Source organism: Candidatus Paceibacterota bacterium, from assembly GCA_035530615.1.
Lineage (GTDB): Bacteria > Actinomycetota > Actinomycetes > Nanopelagicales > Nanopelagicaceae > QYPT01.
On the sequence record DATKUL010000003.1, the window covers coordinates 381,736 to 396,433 of the forward strand.

17 protein-coding genes are annotated in these 14,698 nt (G+C 51.7%); 10 read left to right on the plus strand and 7 right to left on the minus strand.

Annotated features, from left to right (window positions below; genetic code table 11):
* Nucleotides 1-110: 110 nt before the first annotated feature.
* From VMW30_10375 to argF, 4 genes are all read right to left on the minus strand, one after another.
* Nucleotides 111-1,517 (minus strand): NAD(P)(+) transhydrogenase (Re/Si-specific) subunit beta, encoded by a 1,407-nt coding sequence (locus VMW30_10375; protein HUW88757.1) that lies wholly within the window; start codon nt 1,515-1,517, stop codon nt 111-113.
* Complete coding sequence (locus VMW30_10380; GenBank protein HUW88758.1) at nt 1,514-1,801, minus strand: NAD(P) transhydrogenase subunit alpha; 288 nt, start codon at nt 1,799-1,801, stop codon at nt 1,514-1,516. Before VMW30_10380 ends, VMW30_10375 begins: the two co-directional genes overlap by 4 nt.
* Nucleotides 1,798-2,907: a Re/Si-specific NAD(P)(+) transhydrogenase subunit alpha gene (locus tag VMW30_10385; GenBank protein ID HUW88759.1), complete on the minus strand. Its 1,110-nt coding sequence runs from the start codon at nt 2,905-2,907 to the stop codon at nt 1,798-1,800. The genes VMW30_10380 and VMW30_10385 overlap by 4 nt, the downstream gene beginning before the upstream one ends.
* Before the next feature lie 106 nt (nt 2,908-3,013).
* On the minus strand, nt 3,014-3,952 hold the full coding sequence (gene argF / locus VMW30_10390) for an ornithine carbamoyltransferase (GenBank protein ID HUW88760.1): 939 nt from the start codon (nt 3,950-3,952) through the stop codon (nt 3,014-3,016).
* Between the two features lie 35 nt (nt 3,953-3,987).
* Here argF and VMW30_10395 point away from each other — a divergent pair, with 35 nt between their 5' ends.
* Entirely contained in the window at nt 3,988-4,251 is a 264-nt protein-coding gene (locus tag VMW30_10395; protein ID HUW88761.1) for a DUF3039 domain-containing protein, read from the plus strand.
* Nucleotides 4,252-4,272: 21 nt separating this feature from the next.
* On the opposite strand, the gene arsB is transcribed toward VMW30_10395, so the two are convergent.
* A complete protein-coding gene (gene arsB, locus VMW30_10400; protein ID HUW88762.1) occupies nt 4,273-5,343 on the minus strand; it encodes an ACR3 family arsenite efflux transporter in 1,071 nt (356 codons plus the stop codon).
* 157 nt (nt 5,344-5,500) lie between these two features.
* Between arsB and VMW30_10405 the strand changes: the two genes are divergently transcribed.
* From VMW30_10405 to VMW30_10445, 9 genes are read left to right on the plus strand one after another with little or no spacing between them, the layout of a single operon-like run.
* Nucleotides 5,501-7,297, plus strand: a complete 1,797-nt coding sequence (locus tag VMW30_10405) for a glycosyl hydrolase family 18 protein (protein ID HUW88763.1) — start codon at nt 5,501-5,503, stop codon at nt 7,295-7,297.
* 23 nt (nt 7,298-7,320) lie between these two features.
* Nucleotides 7,321-7,623: an ATP-dependent Clp protease adapter ClpS gene (gene clpS, locus VMW30_10410; GenBank protein ID HUW88764.1), complete on the plus strand. Its 303-nt coding sequence runs from the start codon at nt 7,321-7,323 to the stop codon at nt 7,621-7,623.
* A gap of 14 nt (nt 7,624-7,637) precedes the next feature.
* Nucleotides 7,638-8,216: a DUF2017 domain-containing protein gene (locus tag VMW30_10415; protein ID HUW88765.1), complete on the plus strand. Its 579-nt coding sequence runs from the start codon at nt 7,638-7,640 to the stop codon at nt 8,214-8,216.
* A gap of 12 nt (nt 8,217-8,228) precedes the next feature.
* Nucleotides 8,229-8,645 carry a M67 family metallopeptidase gene (locus tag VMW30_10420; GenBank protein ID HUW88766.1) on the plus strand — a complete coding sequence of 139 codons (417 nt, stop codon included), beginning with the start codon at nt 8,229-8,231 and terminating at the stop codon, nt 8,643-8,645.
* Nucleotides 8,646-8,671: 26 nt separating this feature from the next.
* The gene (locus VMW30_10425; GenBank protein HUW88767.1) at nt 8,672-8,944 is read left to right on the plus strand and encodes a MoaD/ThiS family protein; all 273 of its coding nucleotides are present in this window, start codon (nt 8,672-8,674) and stop codon (nt 8,942-8,944) included.
* A 24-nt stretch (nt 8,945-8,968) separates the two neighbouring features.
* Nucleotides 8,969-9,766, plus strand: a complete 798-nt coding sequence (murI, locus tag VMW30_10430; GenBank protein ID HUW88768.1) for a glutamate racemase — start codon at nt 8,969-8,971, stop codon at nt 9,764-9,766.
* 47 nt (nt 9,767-9,813) lie between these two features.
* Nucleotides 9,814-10,539 carry a ribonuclease PH gene (gene rph / locus VMW30_10435; protein HUW88769.1) on the plus strand — a complete coding sequence of 242 codons (726 nt, stop codon included), beginning with the start codon at nt 9,814-9,816 and terminating at the stop codon, nt 10,537-10,539.
* A gap of 10 nt (nt 10,540-10,549) precedes the next feature.
* Nucleotides 10,550-11,170, plus strand: coding sequence for an RdgB/HAM1 family non-canonical purine NTP pyrophosphatase (gene rdgB / locus VMW30_10440; GenBank protein HUW88770.1), 621 nt, complete (start codon nt 10,550-10,552; stop codon nt 11,168-11,170).
* A gap of 56 nt (nt 11,171-11,226) precedes the next feature.
* Nucleotides 11,227-12,093, plus strand: coding sequence for a histone H1-like repetitive region-containing protein (locus VMW30_10445; GenBank protein ID HUW88771.1), 867 nt, complete (start codon nt 11,227-11,229; stop codon nt 12,091-12,093).
* On the opposite strand, the gene VMW30_10450 is transcribed toward VMW30_10445, so the two are convergent.
* Nucleotides 12,090-13,856: an acyltransferase family protein gene (locus VMW30_10450; GenBank protein ID HUW88772.1), complete on the minus strand. Its 1,767-nt coding sequence runs from the start codon at nt 13,854-13,856 to the stop codon at nt 12,090-12,092. The two genes, VMW30_10445 and VMW30_10450, sit on opposite strands and share 4 nt — an antisense overlap.
* 5 nt (nt 13,857-13,861) lie before the next feature.
* Nucleotides 13,862-14,656, minus strand: coding sequence for a hypothetical protein (locus VMW30_10455; GenBank protein ID HUW88773.1), 795 nt, complete (start codon nt 14,654-14,656; stop codon nt 13,862-13,864).
* Nucleotides 14,657-14,698 lie beyond the last annotated feature (42 nt).

Below are 14,698 nucleotides of genomic sequence, written 5' to 3' on the forward strand. Positions count from 1 at the left end.
CTTCGCCGGTTGACGTCGACTGGTGGAGCAAAGCAGAAGGTGCACGAGCCGACGTAGTCTTTTCAGTCGGCGGTGCACCTTTGCGTAGCGACCTTGCGATCGCGGGGGAGTTACAGGTTCTTGAGGGCGCTGACGACCTTAGTCAGCGTCTCTTTGGCATCTCCGAAGAGGAGAGTGGTCTTGGGATCGTAGAGAAGCTCGTTCTCGATACCGGCGAATCCTGGGCGCATGGAGCGCTTGAGGAAGACGACGTTTGCCGCATCGGCAACTTCGAGAATTGGCATTCCGTAGATCGGGCAACCGGGTGAGTTCTTCGCAGCCGGGTTTACGACGTCGTTGGCGCCGATGACGAGTGCAACATCGGTCTGGGCGAAGGTCGGGTTGACCTCATCCATCTCCTGAAGTTGCTCGTAAGGCACGTTGGCCTCGGCGAGAAGAACGTTCATGTGGCCAGGCATACGACCTGCAACGGCGTGAATTCCGTAGGCAACATCAATGCCCTTTGCGGTCAAGAGATCCGCAAGTTCGCGGACAGTGTGCTGTGCCTGTGCAACGGCCAGACCGAAGCCAGGAACAAAGACAACGCGACGTGCGTAGTTGAGAAGAATTGCAATATCTTCTGGAGACCCTGACTTAACCGAACGAGTCTCTGCTTCGTCGGATGCCGCTTGTGGTTTGGCCGTGAATGCGCCGAAGAGGGTCTTGAAGAGCGAACGTCCCATCGCCTCTGCCATCTTGCGAGTCAGGATCGTTCCACTTGCGCCAACGAGTGTTCCAGCAACGATCAAGAGGGTTGTCTGTAGAACATATCCACTCGCCGCAACAGTAAGACCGGTGAATGCGTTTAAGAGTGAGATAACGATCGGCACATCCGCGCCACCAACTGGTAGAACGAAGAGAATACCGAAGAGAAGTGAGAGTCCGGCAAGCACGATGAGAGGAGTGTTTCCTCCCGAGTTGATTACCCAGGCGCCGGCTGCAAAGACTCCAGCGACGTTTGCTGCAATGAGGAAACGTCCACCAGGGAATACGACTGGACGCGTCGTCATCAACTCTTGAAGTTTGGCGAAGGTGATGCACGATCCGGAGAATGAAACGCTACCGACGATGACTGTAAAGACGGTGGCGATAACAACTGCAGGACTCGCTTCGTCTCCAAGTTTCAAATACTCAACGATTGCGACGAGTGCCGCGGCACCACCACCAACACCGTTAAATAGCGCAACAAGTTGTGGCATCTGAGTCATCTGCACCTTACGTGCGGCAGGGACTCCGACAAGAAGGCCGATGAGGACCGCAACTAGAATCAATGGCAAGTTATGAAGCGGCAGTTTGTGATACTCAGGATCGCTTGAATTGCCAGTGAAGAAGAAGACGAGAAGCGTTGCAATCGTGGCACCGGCGGCACCAATCAAGTTACCGCGACGAGCCGTCTTTGGATGCGATAGACCCTTCAGGGCGAGAATGAAGCAGACGGCGGCAATCAGGCCGATGAGGTCGTATAAGTTGCGGCTCATTTTTTCTTCGCCTTAAACATCTCGAGCATTCGGTCAGTGACTACGAAACCGCCGACCATATTGATGGTGGCGAGGACAATTGCGATTAATGCAAGTGTTAGTTCCAGATTGTTGGATGCGTGGTCCGCGACGACAATCGCACCGACCAGGATCACACCGTGGATTGCATTCGCACCGCTCATCAATGGGGTGTGAAGGGTCGAACTTACTTTCGAGACCACTTCAAAACCGACAAAGATTGAGAGGGTGAAAATGCTGAGTAGCGCTAAGCCATTACTCATCATTTCTTGATGGCCTCTTTCCGTTCTCCGTTGTGTGCGACGACCGAGCCGATGATGATTTCATCATCGAAATCTGGAGTGACCACTCCCTCTTTTGTCATGAGAGTAAGTAGGTTCACGACGTTTCGTGAGAAGAGCATGGATGCGTGGAAGGGGAGCTGGCTTGGGACATCTCTGCCACCCCAGATCACGACACCATTTGAATTGGTGATGATTTCACCGGGCTTTGAGCCTTCGACGTTGCCGCCGGTCTCGGAGGCAAGGTCCACGATTACCGCACCTGGCGACATTGAGTCGACCATTGCCTGAGTCACCAACCGTGGAGCTGCGCGACCTGGAACAGCCGCAGTAGTAATAAGGACATGTGATTTCGCGATGTAGGGGGTGAGTAGTTCGCGCTGCTTTGCGGCGCGCTCCTCAGTCATTTCGCGGGCATATCCGCCAGTGCCTTCAAGGGACTCGAGTTCGAGGTTGATGAAGGTGGCACCCATTGACTTCACCTCGTCGGCCGAAGATGGTCGTACGTCATAAGCCGAAACCACTGCTCCGAGCCGACGGGCGGTTGCGATGGCTTGCAGACCAGCGACACCTGCGCCCAGGACGAGGACCTGCGCCGGGGTTACCGTTCCGGCCGCTGTCATTAAGAGTGGAAAGAAGCGCGGCGAGAGTTCGGCGCCGACGATGACCGCTCGGTACCCCGCGCAGAGTGCCTGCGAGGTAAGCGCGTCCATCGACTGGGCCCGTGAAATACGGGGCACCAGTTCTAGGGAGAAGGCGGTGACGCCTGCCGCAAGGGCCGCTTCGATGGAATCTGTTGCCGTGGTTGGCGAGAGGAAGGAGATGGTGATCGCACCCTTCTTCAGGGTTCCGATCTGTGCGGGGGTGAGTGGCGAAACAGAAAGCACCACATCTGCGCCCTTGAGCACGTCTCCTTTAACGACCGTTGCACCAGCGGCTTCGTAATCCGCATCCGATGCTTGGGCGTTAAGTCCCGCGCCGGATTGAATAGAAACTTCAAGTCCGAGGCGAGTTAATTTGTTAATGATGTCTGGAACGAGAGCAACCCGCTTCTCGCCAGTTCTTATCTCCGTTGGAACAGCTACACGCATGGGCTTAACCGTAGTGCTTGAATTTTTTATTGTCATGCATTTTCATGTCTAGCCCGTCACACTAGGAAGCGCTCCTTGCTCACTAAATGGCTTTAAATATGGCTTTTTATCGTCCTTGGAGATCGCCCCGCACCAAATGAAAGAGAAGTGCCTGGATTGTAGTTCGGCGGTGAAGTGCCTCTCGCCAAATCACTGATTGAGGTCCGTCAATCACGCTAGCACTCACTTCTTCGCCACGGTGGGCAGGCAGGCAGTGCATGAATATTGCGTCTTTTGTGCCCAGACTCATCAGCTCTGCGGTGACCGAAAATGGGGCTAGCACTCGCGTCTTCTCAGCCCGCTCCGATTCCGGGTCGCCCATGGACATCCAGACATCGGTGTAGAGCACGCTGGCCCCTTGCGCCGCCGCTCGAGCGTCGTGCGCTACTTCGATCGTTCCACCAGTCTCCCTGGCGATTTCCTGTGCAGTCTTTACGACTTCGGCATCTGGCGCCCAGGCGCCTGCTGGCGTGGCTGCGACAACGTGAGCGCCCATGATTGCGCCCATGATCAGCCAGGCGTGCGACATATTGTTGCCATCGCCAAAGTAGGAGAATTTTCGACCTGAAATATCTGCACCAAAGGTTTCGCGGATGGTCAGCCAGTCGGCCAACAATTGCGTTGGATGATCGTCATCAGTGAGCGCATTTATTACCGGGATTGAAGCAGCCCTTCCCAATTCATCCACATCTGATTGCTTATATGTGCGAACAATCAGAGCGCTGGCAAATTGGCTTATTACTTTGGCAGTATCTGAAATTGTCTCGCCGCGACCCAACTGAAGATCATCTCCACGGATGAATATTGGCGTGCCACCAAGGTGTGCGACGGCAGTCTCGGATGCAAGGCGTGTACGGGTAGAAGGTTTGGTCATATAAATGGCAACCGTGCGATTTGCTAAAGCAGTACTTGCCTTGAGCGGATCTTTCGCAAAATCGGCCGCGCTCGACAGAAGAAGTTCAACATCTGCGCGACTCAGGTCGGCGGTGCGAAGGAGATCTTTCATTTCCTTATCCTAGCCAAGCAAGTATTCTTCCTGTCATGGGAATCTTTCGCCGGTCGCAGCCAGAGAGTGATACCGACCTCTTAATCAGACCCGCAGAGCAGATCGATGAGGGTGATCACGATCGTTTCGCGCATTACGTCAAAAAGGGGCAGATCCTCGAATCCGCAGTCAGCGGGAAGGCGGTAACAGCTCTCTGCGGAAAGAAGTGGGTCCCATCAAGGGACCCCGAGAAATTTCCGATCTGTCCGATCTGCAAGGAAATCTACTCCGGCTTTCGACCCGCGCCAGACGACAAATAACCTTTCCGACATTCGGGCTACTCAGGATGTCTGGGCGAATCTCTTTCTCAGCCAGAGAGAGACGTAAACCAGTCCCACTAATGCGGGAACTTCAATCAATGGTCCAATTACGCCCGTCAGTGCTTGCCCAGAGGTGACTCCCCAGACTCCAATCGATACCGCAATGGCCAATTCAAAATTATTTCCGGCTGCCGTAAAAGCCAGTGTTGCCGACTTTGCATATTTCAAACCAATCCATGCGCCGCAGGCAAATGAGAACGTCCACATAATTGCGAAATAGATAAGTAGTGGAACCGCAATTTTTGCGACCGAGATTGGATCATCCGCGATGGTTCGGCCTTGCAGTGCAAACATGATGGTGATGGTGAAAAGCAGGCCATAAAGGGCAAAGGGTGAGATACGAGGGATGAAGCGTGATTGGTACCAGTTCTCACCCTTGACGCGAAGACCAACTTTTCGGGTGACGAAACCAGCGACTAAAGGGATGCCGAGAAAGATCAGAACTGCCTTCGTTATTTCCAAAGTGGAGAAGCTAACGTCTTGAACATTGAGTCCCAACCAGCCAGGAAGAATCCGAAGATAGAAAGTTCCCAGAAGTGCGTAAGCGAGAATTTGAAAAATTGAATTTATCGCAACCAACAGTGCCGCCGCTTCTCTATCACCGCAGGCAAGTTGGTTCCAGATTAGGACCATTGCGATGCAACGAGCTAGACCAATCACGATCAGTCCGGTACGCAATTCCGGTTGGTGTGGCAGGAATATCCAAGCGAGCGCAAACATAAGTGCCGGACCAACTATCCAATTGAGGAGAAGTGAGGACCATAAGAGTTTTCGATCACCAGTCACCGAACCCATCTCCTCGTAGCGGACCTTTGCAAGAACTGGATACATCATGAGAAGAAGTCCGAGAGCGATTGGGAGCGAAGTGCCTCCGATTTTTATTGAATCCAAAGATCCTTGAATTCCCGGAATGAACTTTCCAAGGATCAATCCCGCAGCCATAGCCAACAGAATCCAAACGGGCAGAAAACGATCTAATCCTGATAATTTTGTGAGCAATGCAGGAGAATCCGAGGGTTCATCCCTTTTCACAGAAACTCCTAAAATAAGAGGTACACGAATGGCACGCTGGATTGATGAGCGTACCCGATACCCTAAAAACCCTCTGTAAACTATCGGTGAACTATGACTGAACAATTGAACTAACTAACTGGAGCCACTTCCGAGTGAGCATGAGTGAGGAGGCGCCGTGATTCGTTTACCAACGGCTCATCGACACTTCCCATCTCATTTCTTTACTCGCCGAGGTACTGCCATTTTCATTTCTGTTGCACTACTTTTCTCGGCCGCTAGCACTCTTGCTGCCCCAGGTAATGCGCAGTCGCCACCGCGGAAAATTCTGACGGGCTGGATTCCTTATTACTCGATGAAGACATCACTTCCAGCGGCCATCGCGAATGGTGACTTAATAAGGGAGGTGATGCCTTTCTGGTTCACGCTTAAGAGTGAAACAAAAATACTAGATCTTTATACGCCGGCTAACCCAAGTACCCCGATGTCGGTGCCTCTGACATCCATGCGCGATTCGGGTTTTTTGATACTTCCAACCATTACTGATGGAACTGGAAAATTGGTCCTTGCCAAACTGATCGCCGATCCAAAAATGCGAACAAAAATTGTCTCGACCATTACAAATTTCGTGCTGACCAACAATTTCGATGGCATCGATCTAGATTTTGAGGGTTTCGCATTTACCGATGGCACCTCATCCTGGCCAGCAACTCGAGTCAATTGGGTCGCCTTCATTAACGAACTTAGTCTGTCATTGCACTCATTTGATAAATTGCTTTCGGTCACAACTCCAGTTCTCTTCAATCCCACGTCGGGAAAGAGAGGCTACTATGTCTATGACTGGGCATCGATTTCACCAATGATTGATCGCTTAAGAATCATGACATATGACTATTCAACGAGTTCACCCGGTCCCATCGGTCCGACTTCATGGGCGGACCTGGCGGTTCAATACGCTGTCTCTGTCGTTCCGGCATCGAAGGTTTACGTTGGCATCGCCGGGTATGGTCGTGATTGGGTGACGAAAGTGGTCGGTGTCTGCCCCAGCAACGTGGCTTCCGCTGTATCCACTTCTTCGCGGGCGGCGACATTTCTTATGAAAGACGCCGCTAATTTGGCCGCTAGTTACGGTGCAACACTTGTCTATAACACTGCCTATAACGAGGCGACTTTTTCATATACCAAGGTCTATTCAGGCACAGCCAGTTCTGGATTAGCGACAACCTGTACTGCCTCGCGAACGGCTTGGTACCAAGACGCACGCGGGTACGCGGCGAGAGCGCAACTTGTTGTGAAGTATCACCTCGGCGGAATAACGGCGTGGACTCTGGGAATGGAAGATCCCACTGCAACTGCGGCGGTGAGACTAGTGGCGCAGTCCATTGCACCTGACGCGGTTGTCAGTGAATTAAGTTCAGATAAGTCCTCTACGGCGTATGGAAGTCCAGTTCTCATTACTGGGCAACTTCTACTACCCGATAAGACGCCAGTGGCTGGAGTGACGGTCCACGTGCTACTTCTTCCAACAGGTGAGACGCAGTGGCGCGAAATACTTGAAACGACGACTGGCTCTGATGGGATGATCTCTGTCCCAATCCTCTTAGCCAAAACCAGCGCGCTACGGATCACCACCGACGCAAGTTGGGAGAGACTGGCATCCCAAAGTGCCGACCTCCCCATAGCAATTGCGCGGCTACTCTCTATCTGGTCACCAGATTCAGCCTTAGCCAAATCTCCGATCGCAATAACTGGAACGATCCAACCGCATGAGGCTGGTGTCGCGGTGACACTTGAAAGACTTACTGCCAGACGATGGCGCACAATTGGTAAGCCAACACTCACTTTAGAAGACGGCACATTTGCCTTCGCGACCACAGAGAGTGCGCGCGGAATCGCGCAATACCGCGTGAAGGTTGCAGGAAATCCAAACGTGGATGGCGCCACTAGTTCTATATTCTCTGTTGTGATTTATTAGAACGCGGTTAGGTGAGGAGTCAGATGCTGAGCACTGAAGCAGCGGTTGAGGAGGCGATTGATGAGTTCACTGATGCATCTTTATTTGTGGATCGCCCATGGATAACCATTGTGTGGGACGATCCGGTCAACCTCATGAGTTATGTGACCTATGTATTTATGACCCTCTTCAGTTATTCAAAGGAGCGAGCCACCCAATTGATGCTTCAGGTTCACAATGAGGGCCGAGCGGTTGTTTCTAGTGGTCGGCGTGAAGAAATGGAGCGCGATGTTGCCAGGCTTCATGAATTCGGGCTTTGGGCGACTCTGGCACGCGATGACAAGTGAGTTGATGAGTCACGATGGGCGCTAGACCTTCCAAGTCTTCCAGGCCCTCCAAAGGTTTCAAAAGAGTAGACGGCGACACTTTTATTGTCGCATTTTCACCCTCCGAGCGAGAAGTTCTTCTCAATCTATCGGGTCAACTTATTGAAATTCTCGCCGAACGAGTTGATGTTGTAGATGAGGATCCACTTGCCGAGATGGTGGGTATCACCGGACATGACTCGCCACCGGATGATGCCGTCTTGCTCCGATTACTCCCTAATGCCTATGCGGATCCGGTGGAGTCAGCAGAATTTCGCCGATATACGGAATCAACCCTTCGTAGCAAAAAGCGAGAGCACGCAATGAATATGCGGACACTTCTTCTAGAGGACGATTCCAATATCTCTCTCAATGGGCAGGGCGCACAAGCGTGGCTCGGAGCAATTAATGACATCCGCTTAGCATTGGGTGTTCGGTTGAATGTTGAAGACAATTCGTACCAACGTTTTGAGCTTCTCTCACCTGAGGATCCAATGCAGGCAGTCTTTGCGGTTTACTCGTGGCTCGGATGGCTGCAGGAGAGTTTGATAAATTCTTTGATGGTTTCTGAGTAGGGGTTGACGGAGATGACATTGGAAATATCGCGTGAATTTGTCGAGTTGATTTTGGAACAATCCCGAGCCGAATATCCAGATGAAGCATGCGGAGTGATTTTAGGACCGCTTGGCTCTGGCCGCACCACGCGGATTAAGCCAATGATCAATGCAGCACATTCCCCAACATTTTATGAATTCGATCCCAAAGACTTGCTAGCGCTCTACCGAGAGGTCGATGACATGGATGAAGAGATCGTCGTCATTTATCACTCACATACGGATACCGTGGCATTTCCCTCTCGCACTGATATTGCCTACGCCGGCGAACCAGGGGCGCACTATGTCCTGGTTTCTACTCGCCAGGAGATTGCGCCAGATACTGAATTTCGCTCTTTTCGCATTATCGACGGCCAGGTGACCGAGGAAGAAGTCTCGATTACCGATTAGGGCAATAGATGCGGAATAATTCCACCATGTCAATCGAAGTCCGCATCCCCACCATCCTGCGCCCATTTACGAAGGATCAGAAGAAAGTCGAAGCCGCGGGGTCAACTCTCTCTGGCGTAATTAACGACCTTGATGTCCAGTACCCAGGTATTGCAGAGCGCTTGCTCGAAAACGGAGCTCTGCGTCGATTCATCAATATCTACGTCAATGATGAAGATGTCCGATACATGGGTGGATTGGAAGCTCCGACAAAGGCGGGCGACTCGATCACGATTCTTCCTGCAGTCGCGGGTGGTTAATTCTGCAAGTGTAGGCTTGCCATCGTGAGCGAGTCCCCAATTGGAGTATTTGATTCTGGTGTTGGTGGTTTAACCGTTGCACGTTCCATTCTGGACCAGCTTCCCAACGAACCCATTCTCTATTTAGGCGATACTGCTCGTGGACCGTATGGACCGCGCCCGCTTGCAGAAGTGCGGACCTTTGCACTTGAGGCCCTTGATTTCCTCGTCGATCAAGGCGTGAAAGTTTTAGTGATCGCATGCAATACCGCGAGTGCCGCGATGTTGCGCGATGCCAGAGAGCGTTATTCAGTTCCTGTAGTAGAAGTTATTCAACCTGCGGTCCGTCGCGCGGTTGCCGCCACACGTACCGGAAGAATTGGCGTAATCGGAACGAAGGCGACGATTGATTCGCAAGCGTATCTTGATGCTTTCGCAGCCGCGCCGCACTTGAAAATAACTTCCGTTGCATGTCCGCTTTTCGTTGAGTATGTCGAGCGTGGCGAGACTTCCGGAAGCGCCATCACTGAGATTGCGCGCGACTACCTTGCTCCTGTGATGGCGCAAGACATCGACACCCTGGTTCTTGGCTGCACGCACTACCCATTGCTTACTGGAGTCATTTCGTACGTGATGGGTAATGACGTCACTCTTGTATCCAGTGCAGAGGAAACCGCAAAAGATTTGTACAGAGTCCTTCTGGAAAACTCATTGATGCGATCCACTCACGAAAAGCCGCCAACGCACAAGTTCCTAGCAACGGGCGATGCAGCGTCCTTTGAAAAGTTGGCAAGACGGTTCTTAGGCCCAGAAGTGGGTGGAGTCGAACACCAAGAGCTCTAAGTTCAATTTCAGATCAAGTAATTCCAATCAGAACGGAAGAGGGAGCGATGACTCGAAAAGACGGTAGAAGTAATGCAGACTTGCGCCAGATCACGATCACACGGAACTGGCTCGATCATGCAGAGGGTTCAGTTCTGGTTGAGTTCGGCAAGACTCGCGTACTTTGCGTCGCCTCATTTACTCCAGGAGTACCCCGTTGGCTGAAGGATTCTGGCAAGGGGTGGGTTACTTCTGAATATGCAATGCTGCCACGAGCCACTCATACTCGGTCGGATCGAGAGAGTGTCAAAGGAAAACTCGGCGGTCGTACGCAAGAGATTTCCCGCCTCGTTGGTCGCTCCCTGCGCTCCATTGTGAACATGAAAGAACTAGGCGAGAACACCATCGTTATCGATTGCGATGTTCTGCAAGCCGATGGCGGAACTCGAACAGCCGCGATCACTGGAGCATACGTTGCACTTGCCGATGCCATTGCTTGGGCTAAGGAGAAGGGTCATATTCCTGCTAAGGCCGAACCTTTCTCTGACTCGGTTGCTGCGATTAGCGTTGGAATTATCGATGGCGTGCCAATGCTTGACCTCTGTTATGAGGAGGATGTGCGAGCGGATACTGACATGAACGTGGTCTGCAGTGGAGACGGTCGATTCATCGAGGTTCAGGGAACAGCTGAAGGCCAACCTTTTGATCGAGCGCTACTTGACTCTCTCTTGGATCTGGCGGTTGCGGGATGCGCGGAGCTTCGCTCACTTCAACGTGCAGCGCTCGCGCAGTAGAGGTCTCACTTTGCCTGCACATCGAATCGTTCTTGCCACCCGCAATGCGGGGAAAATAAAGGAGTTCAGGAGAATTCTCGATGAGATTCACTCGGAATCTATTGATCTCGTAGGTCTTGCGCATTTTCCAGAACTAGAGGACGTGGAAGAGTCAGGAGAGACCTTCCTAGAGAACGCCCTCTTGAAAGCGCGGACCGTATGTGCGCAGACGGGGCTTCCTGCAATCGCAGATGACAGCGGCTTATGCGTAGATGCCCTGAACGGATCCCCTGGAATCTTCTCGGCTCGGTGGTCGGGTGTTCATGGCAATGACCAGGCAAATATCGCGAAAGTACTCAGGCAACTTGATTCGGTACAGGGTCGCGACCGGAGTGCACACTTCACTTGCGTCAGCGCTTTTGTTATGCCCGACGGCTCAGAGACTACGGCGGAGGGCATCCTCGAAGGCCACATACTGGCTGCCCCAATTGGCGATCATGGTTTTGGATACGACCCTATTTTCCTACCACTCGGAAGCACGCTTTCTCTCGCACAACTTGATGCAAGGCAGAAGGACGAGATTAGCCATAGGGGTCAGTCTCTTCGCGCAATTGCGCCACGGGTAGCGGCAATGCTGGGCACCCTGGGGTAGCCTTCTCTCATAAGTGTGCGTGTTCTGAAGTACGTACTACTACCCAAGGAGTAACTGTGGCTGTAAAGAAAGTAACCGCTAAGAAGTCGGTCGCAAAAAAGGCGACGGCTAAGAAATCCATAGCGAAGAAGACTCCCGCCAAGAGGTCGGTAGCAAAGAAAACCGCCGCGAAGAAGAGCGCTGTCAAAAAGTCCACTGCTAAAAAGTCTGCCGCAAAGAAGAGCGCCGTAAAGAAAACCGCCGCGAAGAAGAGCGCTGTCAAGAAGTCCACTGCTAAAAAGTCTGCCGCAAAGAAAAGTTCGGTCGAGAGAATTGTTATCCCTGAGGCACCCATTACTGCTCGAACATCACGTGTCGAAATAGTCTCAACACCATCCCCACTGACAGCACCAACTCCAGTGGCAGTTCCAGCGCCCGTGCAGCCACCGACTCCGGTCAAGAAAGAGAGCGCATCTGGGAGAGTCATATTTGCGGTTGTAGTAGGGATTATTGTCTTGGGGCTGATCGTCTGGGGACAATCAAATGGTTCAAATAAAGACGATGCAGCCAAGCCAACTCCAACCCCATCTGTATCCTCCACTCCAACGTCAACACCAGAAGTAACAGCGACTCCAACACCTACGGCTGTCGTTATTTCTACACATGAAGCTCCCCAAGGAGTTGTTGCACACTACACACCAACTGGTGCGACAATTTTTTGGCGGGTTCCAAATGCATCTGATGGGTTGACCGGATATAACATCGAGATTTCGTTGAGCAACGGACCATGGAAATTGATTTCAACCGTCCCAGCCACTCAGTTTTACTTGGATGTTACAAAGGAGAGCGGCACCGGATGGACATCATTTAGAGTTTCGAGTGTCTACTCAGATGGCGAGGCAACTCCCGCAAAGGCGTTCGGTCTTCCTGGCACTTACTCTTAATAAATTGGGGCAAGCACCTGCATGATTGCGCCAACGTAGGCATTGATACCTGCAGGAAGAAGATGGACTCCATCGGGGCCAAAATACTCTGGGTGACCCTTGGATATGGCGTTCCAATTTACAATCGATGCATTTGGATACTTTTTTGCAAATTCATCAATGAGGGCGTTGTTTGCCGCACGCCATGAACGAGGAACCGCAGTATTCACCATGATGATTTGAGGTTGATCTTTCACCTCTTCAAAGACAGTGCTTACTTCTTCACGGGTAAGGCGGTTGTTATTTCCCAAATCAAGAATGACTGGCGAGTCCCGCATCGTCGATTTGTCGTGTCGGAGTACCTTGATTAATTCCGCGGCCTGCCGTCCTACGCGGGCGTTGATGAGACCAATGGCAGAGTTCTGATCCAGCGTGTTCCTAATTCCAAGGATCACTGAATCTCCCGCAACCCAGAGTTTCGGTTTAGTGGCGACAGTGGACGTAAGGGTTGGAGTAGGTGCGGGCTGTTCCAACGATGTTTTCAACGCTTCCTGCAAGCGTGCACTTTGCATCAGCGCATTCGCACTCACGAGTGAGGTTGCGACGATGAGAATGAGCAAACCAGCCAGCACCGAGCTCTTCTGTCGGACACGGACCTTTTTTGTTCGGTACTTCATCCCGCGGAACCAGGATTCAATCGCTCCACTTCGAACGGGCAGTTCTACCCATCGGAGGGAGATGTCTGCAAGTGCAAAGACAATGAGAATTCGCAATGCATACAGGGCCCATGTGGCACCTGCGAGATCATAGGTGGGGCGGGTTACTTGGAAAATGATCCAATGCCAAAGATAAATCGCGTAGGAGCGCTCGCCTATCCAGAGAATTGGTTTGCTGCTGAGGAGAGGTGCAAATCGAGATGCAGGATGAACGAGAGAAGTAATCATTGCGCAGCCGAAAATTCCCGCCAGGGGAAAGGCGATTTGGTAAAGGGTTGCATCTGATTCTTTAATGAAGAGAAAACAGGCAAGAATGCCTAGCAACCCGATGACACCAATGCCATCAACAAAATCTTGGGCACGTTTTGTGATCTTAGTGCTTAAGTTTTGCGGAATCCAACTGACTGCAAGCGCTGCGCCCAAGAAGAGACCGATGCTATGAGTATCGGTACCAAAATATACGTGACTGACTCTTTGAGCACTCGACGCATCAAGTCGCAACGAGAGCGTAAAAAGAACGGTTCCCGAAATTGCGGCGATCGCGAGTGCAGCACTCGGAATCATCTTCTTTCCAAATCTCTTCAGAACCAGAAGCAAGATGAGTGGCCAGACCAAATAAAATTGACTTTCAACCGCCAAAGACCAAGCGTGCTGCAGCAAAGGAGGCCGGCCTATAGCTTCAAAATAATCTTGATGACGGTATACAAGTGCCCAATTCATCGAGCCGGTCAAGACAAATGGAATGTCGGTCAGAAACCTCTTAATCGTTTCAGGCGCCCAAACACCTACAAAGAGAGCGGTAGATACCATCAAGAAAATTAAGGCGGGAAACAATCTGCGAAATCTCGCTGCGTAGAATCCTCGAAGGTCTAATCCACCACTTCTTTGAATTGAATCAAGTAGAAGTCGCGTGATCACGTAGCCAGAGATTACAAAGAAAAGGTCTACGCCGAGAAAACCGCCAGGTATCCATGAAAAGCCCAGGTGATAAAGCAGAACCGCGATAACCGCAACTGCGCGCATTCCATCAATTGCCGCAATGTGCCGGATACTTTGCTTTGCTGCCACGAAAACTATTTCCGATGTGCGGTGGTTTTCTTCACCACTTTCTTTGTGGTCTTCTTTGGCGCATCCAATGCAGGCTTTGTTCGTTCACTCGCAACGGTGATGGGTGTGTTCTTCACAACGGTGTCATCGCTATTGAGACTGCTAAGCACATTCTTCTGTAAATTGGCTAAGTGAAGAAACGCTGCTTCTAAGCGAGAACGGGACTGGTGAATGGCACTTTCGGCTGCATCAAGTGATTGCACCTGAACTTTGTAGAGGCGCTCGGCTTCGGTAATGACTCCTGAAAGCCACTGGCGATATTCACGGACATCGTGAGTGGCTTCATTGACAATTCGCTCACCTTCGCGCCGAGCCGTGGTGGTGAGATGGGTTGCCTCGCGTTTTTTATTCTCGAGGAGTGTTTCGGCCTCGAGCTCTACCTTTTCCAAGAGTTCTTGTGCTTCGGTCTCGGCGGCGCTGAGGTACTTTCGTCCGCGGGATTCGGCGACCGCGAGAAGTGATTTGGCTTTCTGTTCGGCACCCTCAATCGCTTCTTTTGCTTGTCGGGAAACATCGGTAATCACTCGGTCCGCAGTTGCCTGAGCTTTTGCTTCGCGTAACTGTGCAGATTTGATGATTGTCATGGCAGTCTCGGTGGCCAAGATTTCGAATTCTTCTTTTGAGAGCGCAGTTATGTCTCGACGCGAACGCAGATCGGCTAGTTGAGCCTCAAGTTCTCGGATTCGTTCTACCGAGCCTGGAGCGTTGCTCTCCTCGCCCTTAAACCCGACCCAGTTAAGGAAGGAACTCTTCTCACTCATTGCTTCTGGCTCCTAGTCTGCTCGGTCTTCTGGCTACCTCTA

Excerpts from the sequence above, each read along its gene's own strand:
- VMW30_10375 (HUW88757.1), bottom strand. The coding sequence starts at position 1,517 with ATGAGCCGCAACTTATACGACCTCATCGGCCTGATTGCCGCCGTCTGC.
- VMW30_10380 (HUW88758.1), bottom strand. The coding sequence starts at position 1,801 with ATGATGAGTAATGGCTTAGCGCTACTCAGCATTTTCACCCTCTCAATC.
- VMW30_10385 (HUW88759.1), bottom strand. The coding sequence starts at position 2,907 with ATGCGTGTAGCTGTTCCAACGGAGATAAGAACTGGCGAGAAGCGGGTT.
- argF (HUW88760.1), bottom strand. The coding sequence starts at position 3,952 with ATGAAAGATCTCCTTCGCACCGCCGACCTGAGTCGCGCAGATGTTGAA.
- VMW30_10395 (HUW88761.1), top strand. The coding sequence starts at position 3,988 with ATGGGAATCTTTCGCCGGTCGCAGCCAGAGAGTGATACCGACCTCTTA.
- clpS (HUW88764.1), top strand. The coding sequence starts at position 7,321 with ATGCTGAGCACTGAAGCAGCGGTTGAGGAGGCGATTGATGAGTTCACT.
- VMW30_10415 (HUW88765.1), top strand. The coding sequence starts at position 7,638 with ATGGGCGCTAGACCTTCCAAGTCTTCCAGGCCCTCCAAAGGTTTCAAA.
- VMW30_10420 (HUW88766.1), top strand. The coding sequence starts at position 8,229 with ATGACATTGGAAATATCGCGTGAATTTGTCGAGTTGATTTTGGAACAA.
- VMW30_10425 (HUW88767.1), top strand. The coding sequence starts at position 8,672 with ATGTCAATCGAAGTCCGCATCCCCACCATCCTGCGCCCATTTACGAAG.
- rph (HUW88769.1), top strand. The coding sequence starts at position 9,814 with ATGACTCGAAAAGACGGTAGAAGTAATGCAGACTTGCGCCAGATCACG.
- VMW30_10455 (HUW88773.1), bottom strand. The coding sequence starts at position 14,656 with ATGAGTGAGAAGAGTTCCTTCCTTAACTGGGTCGGGTTTAAGGGCGAG.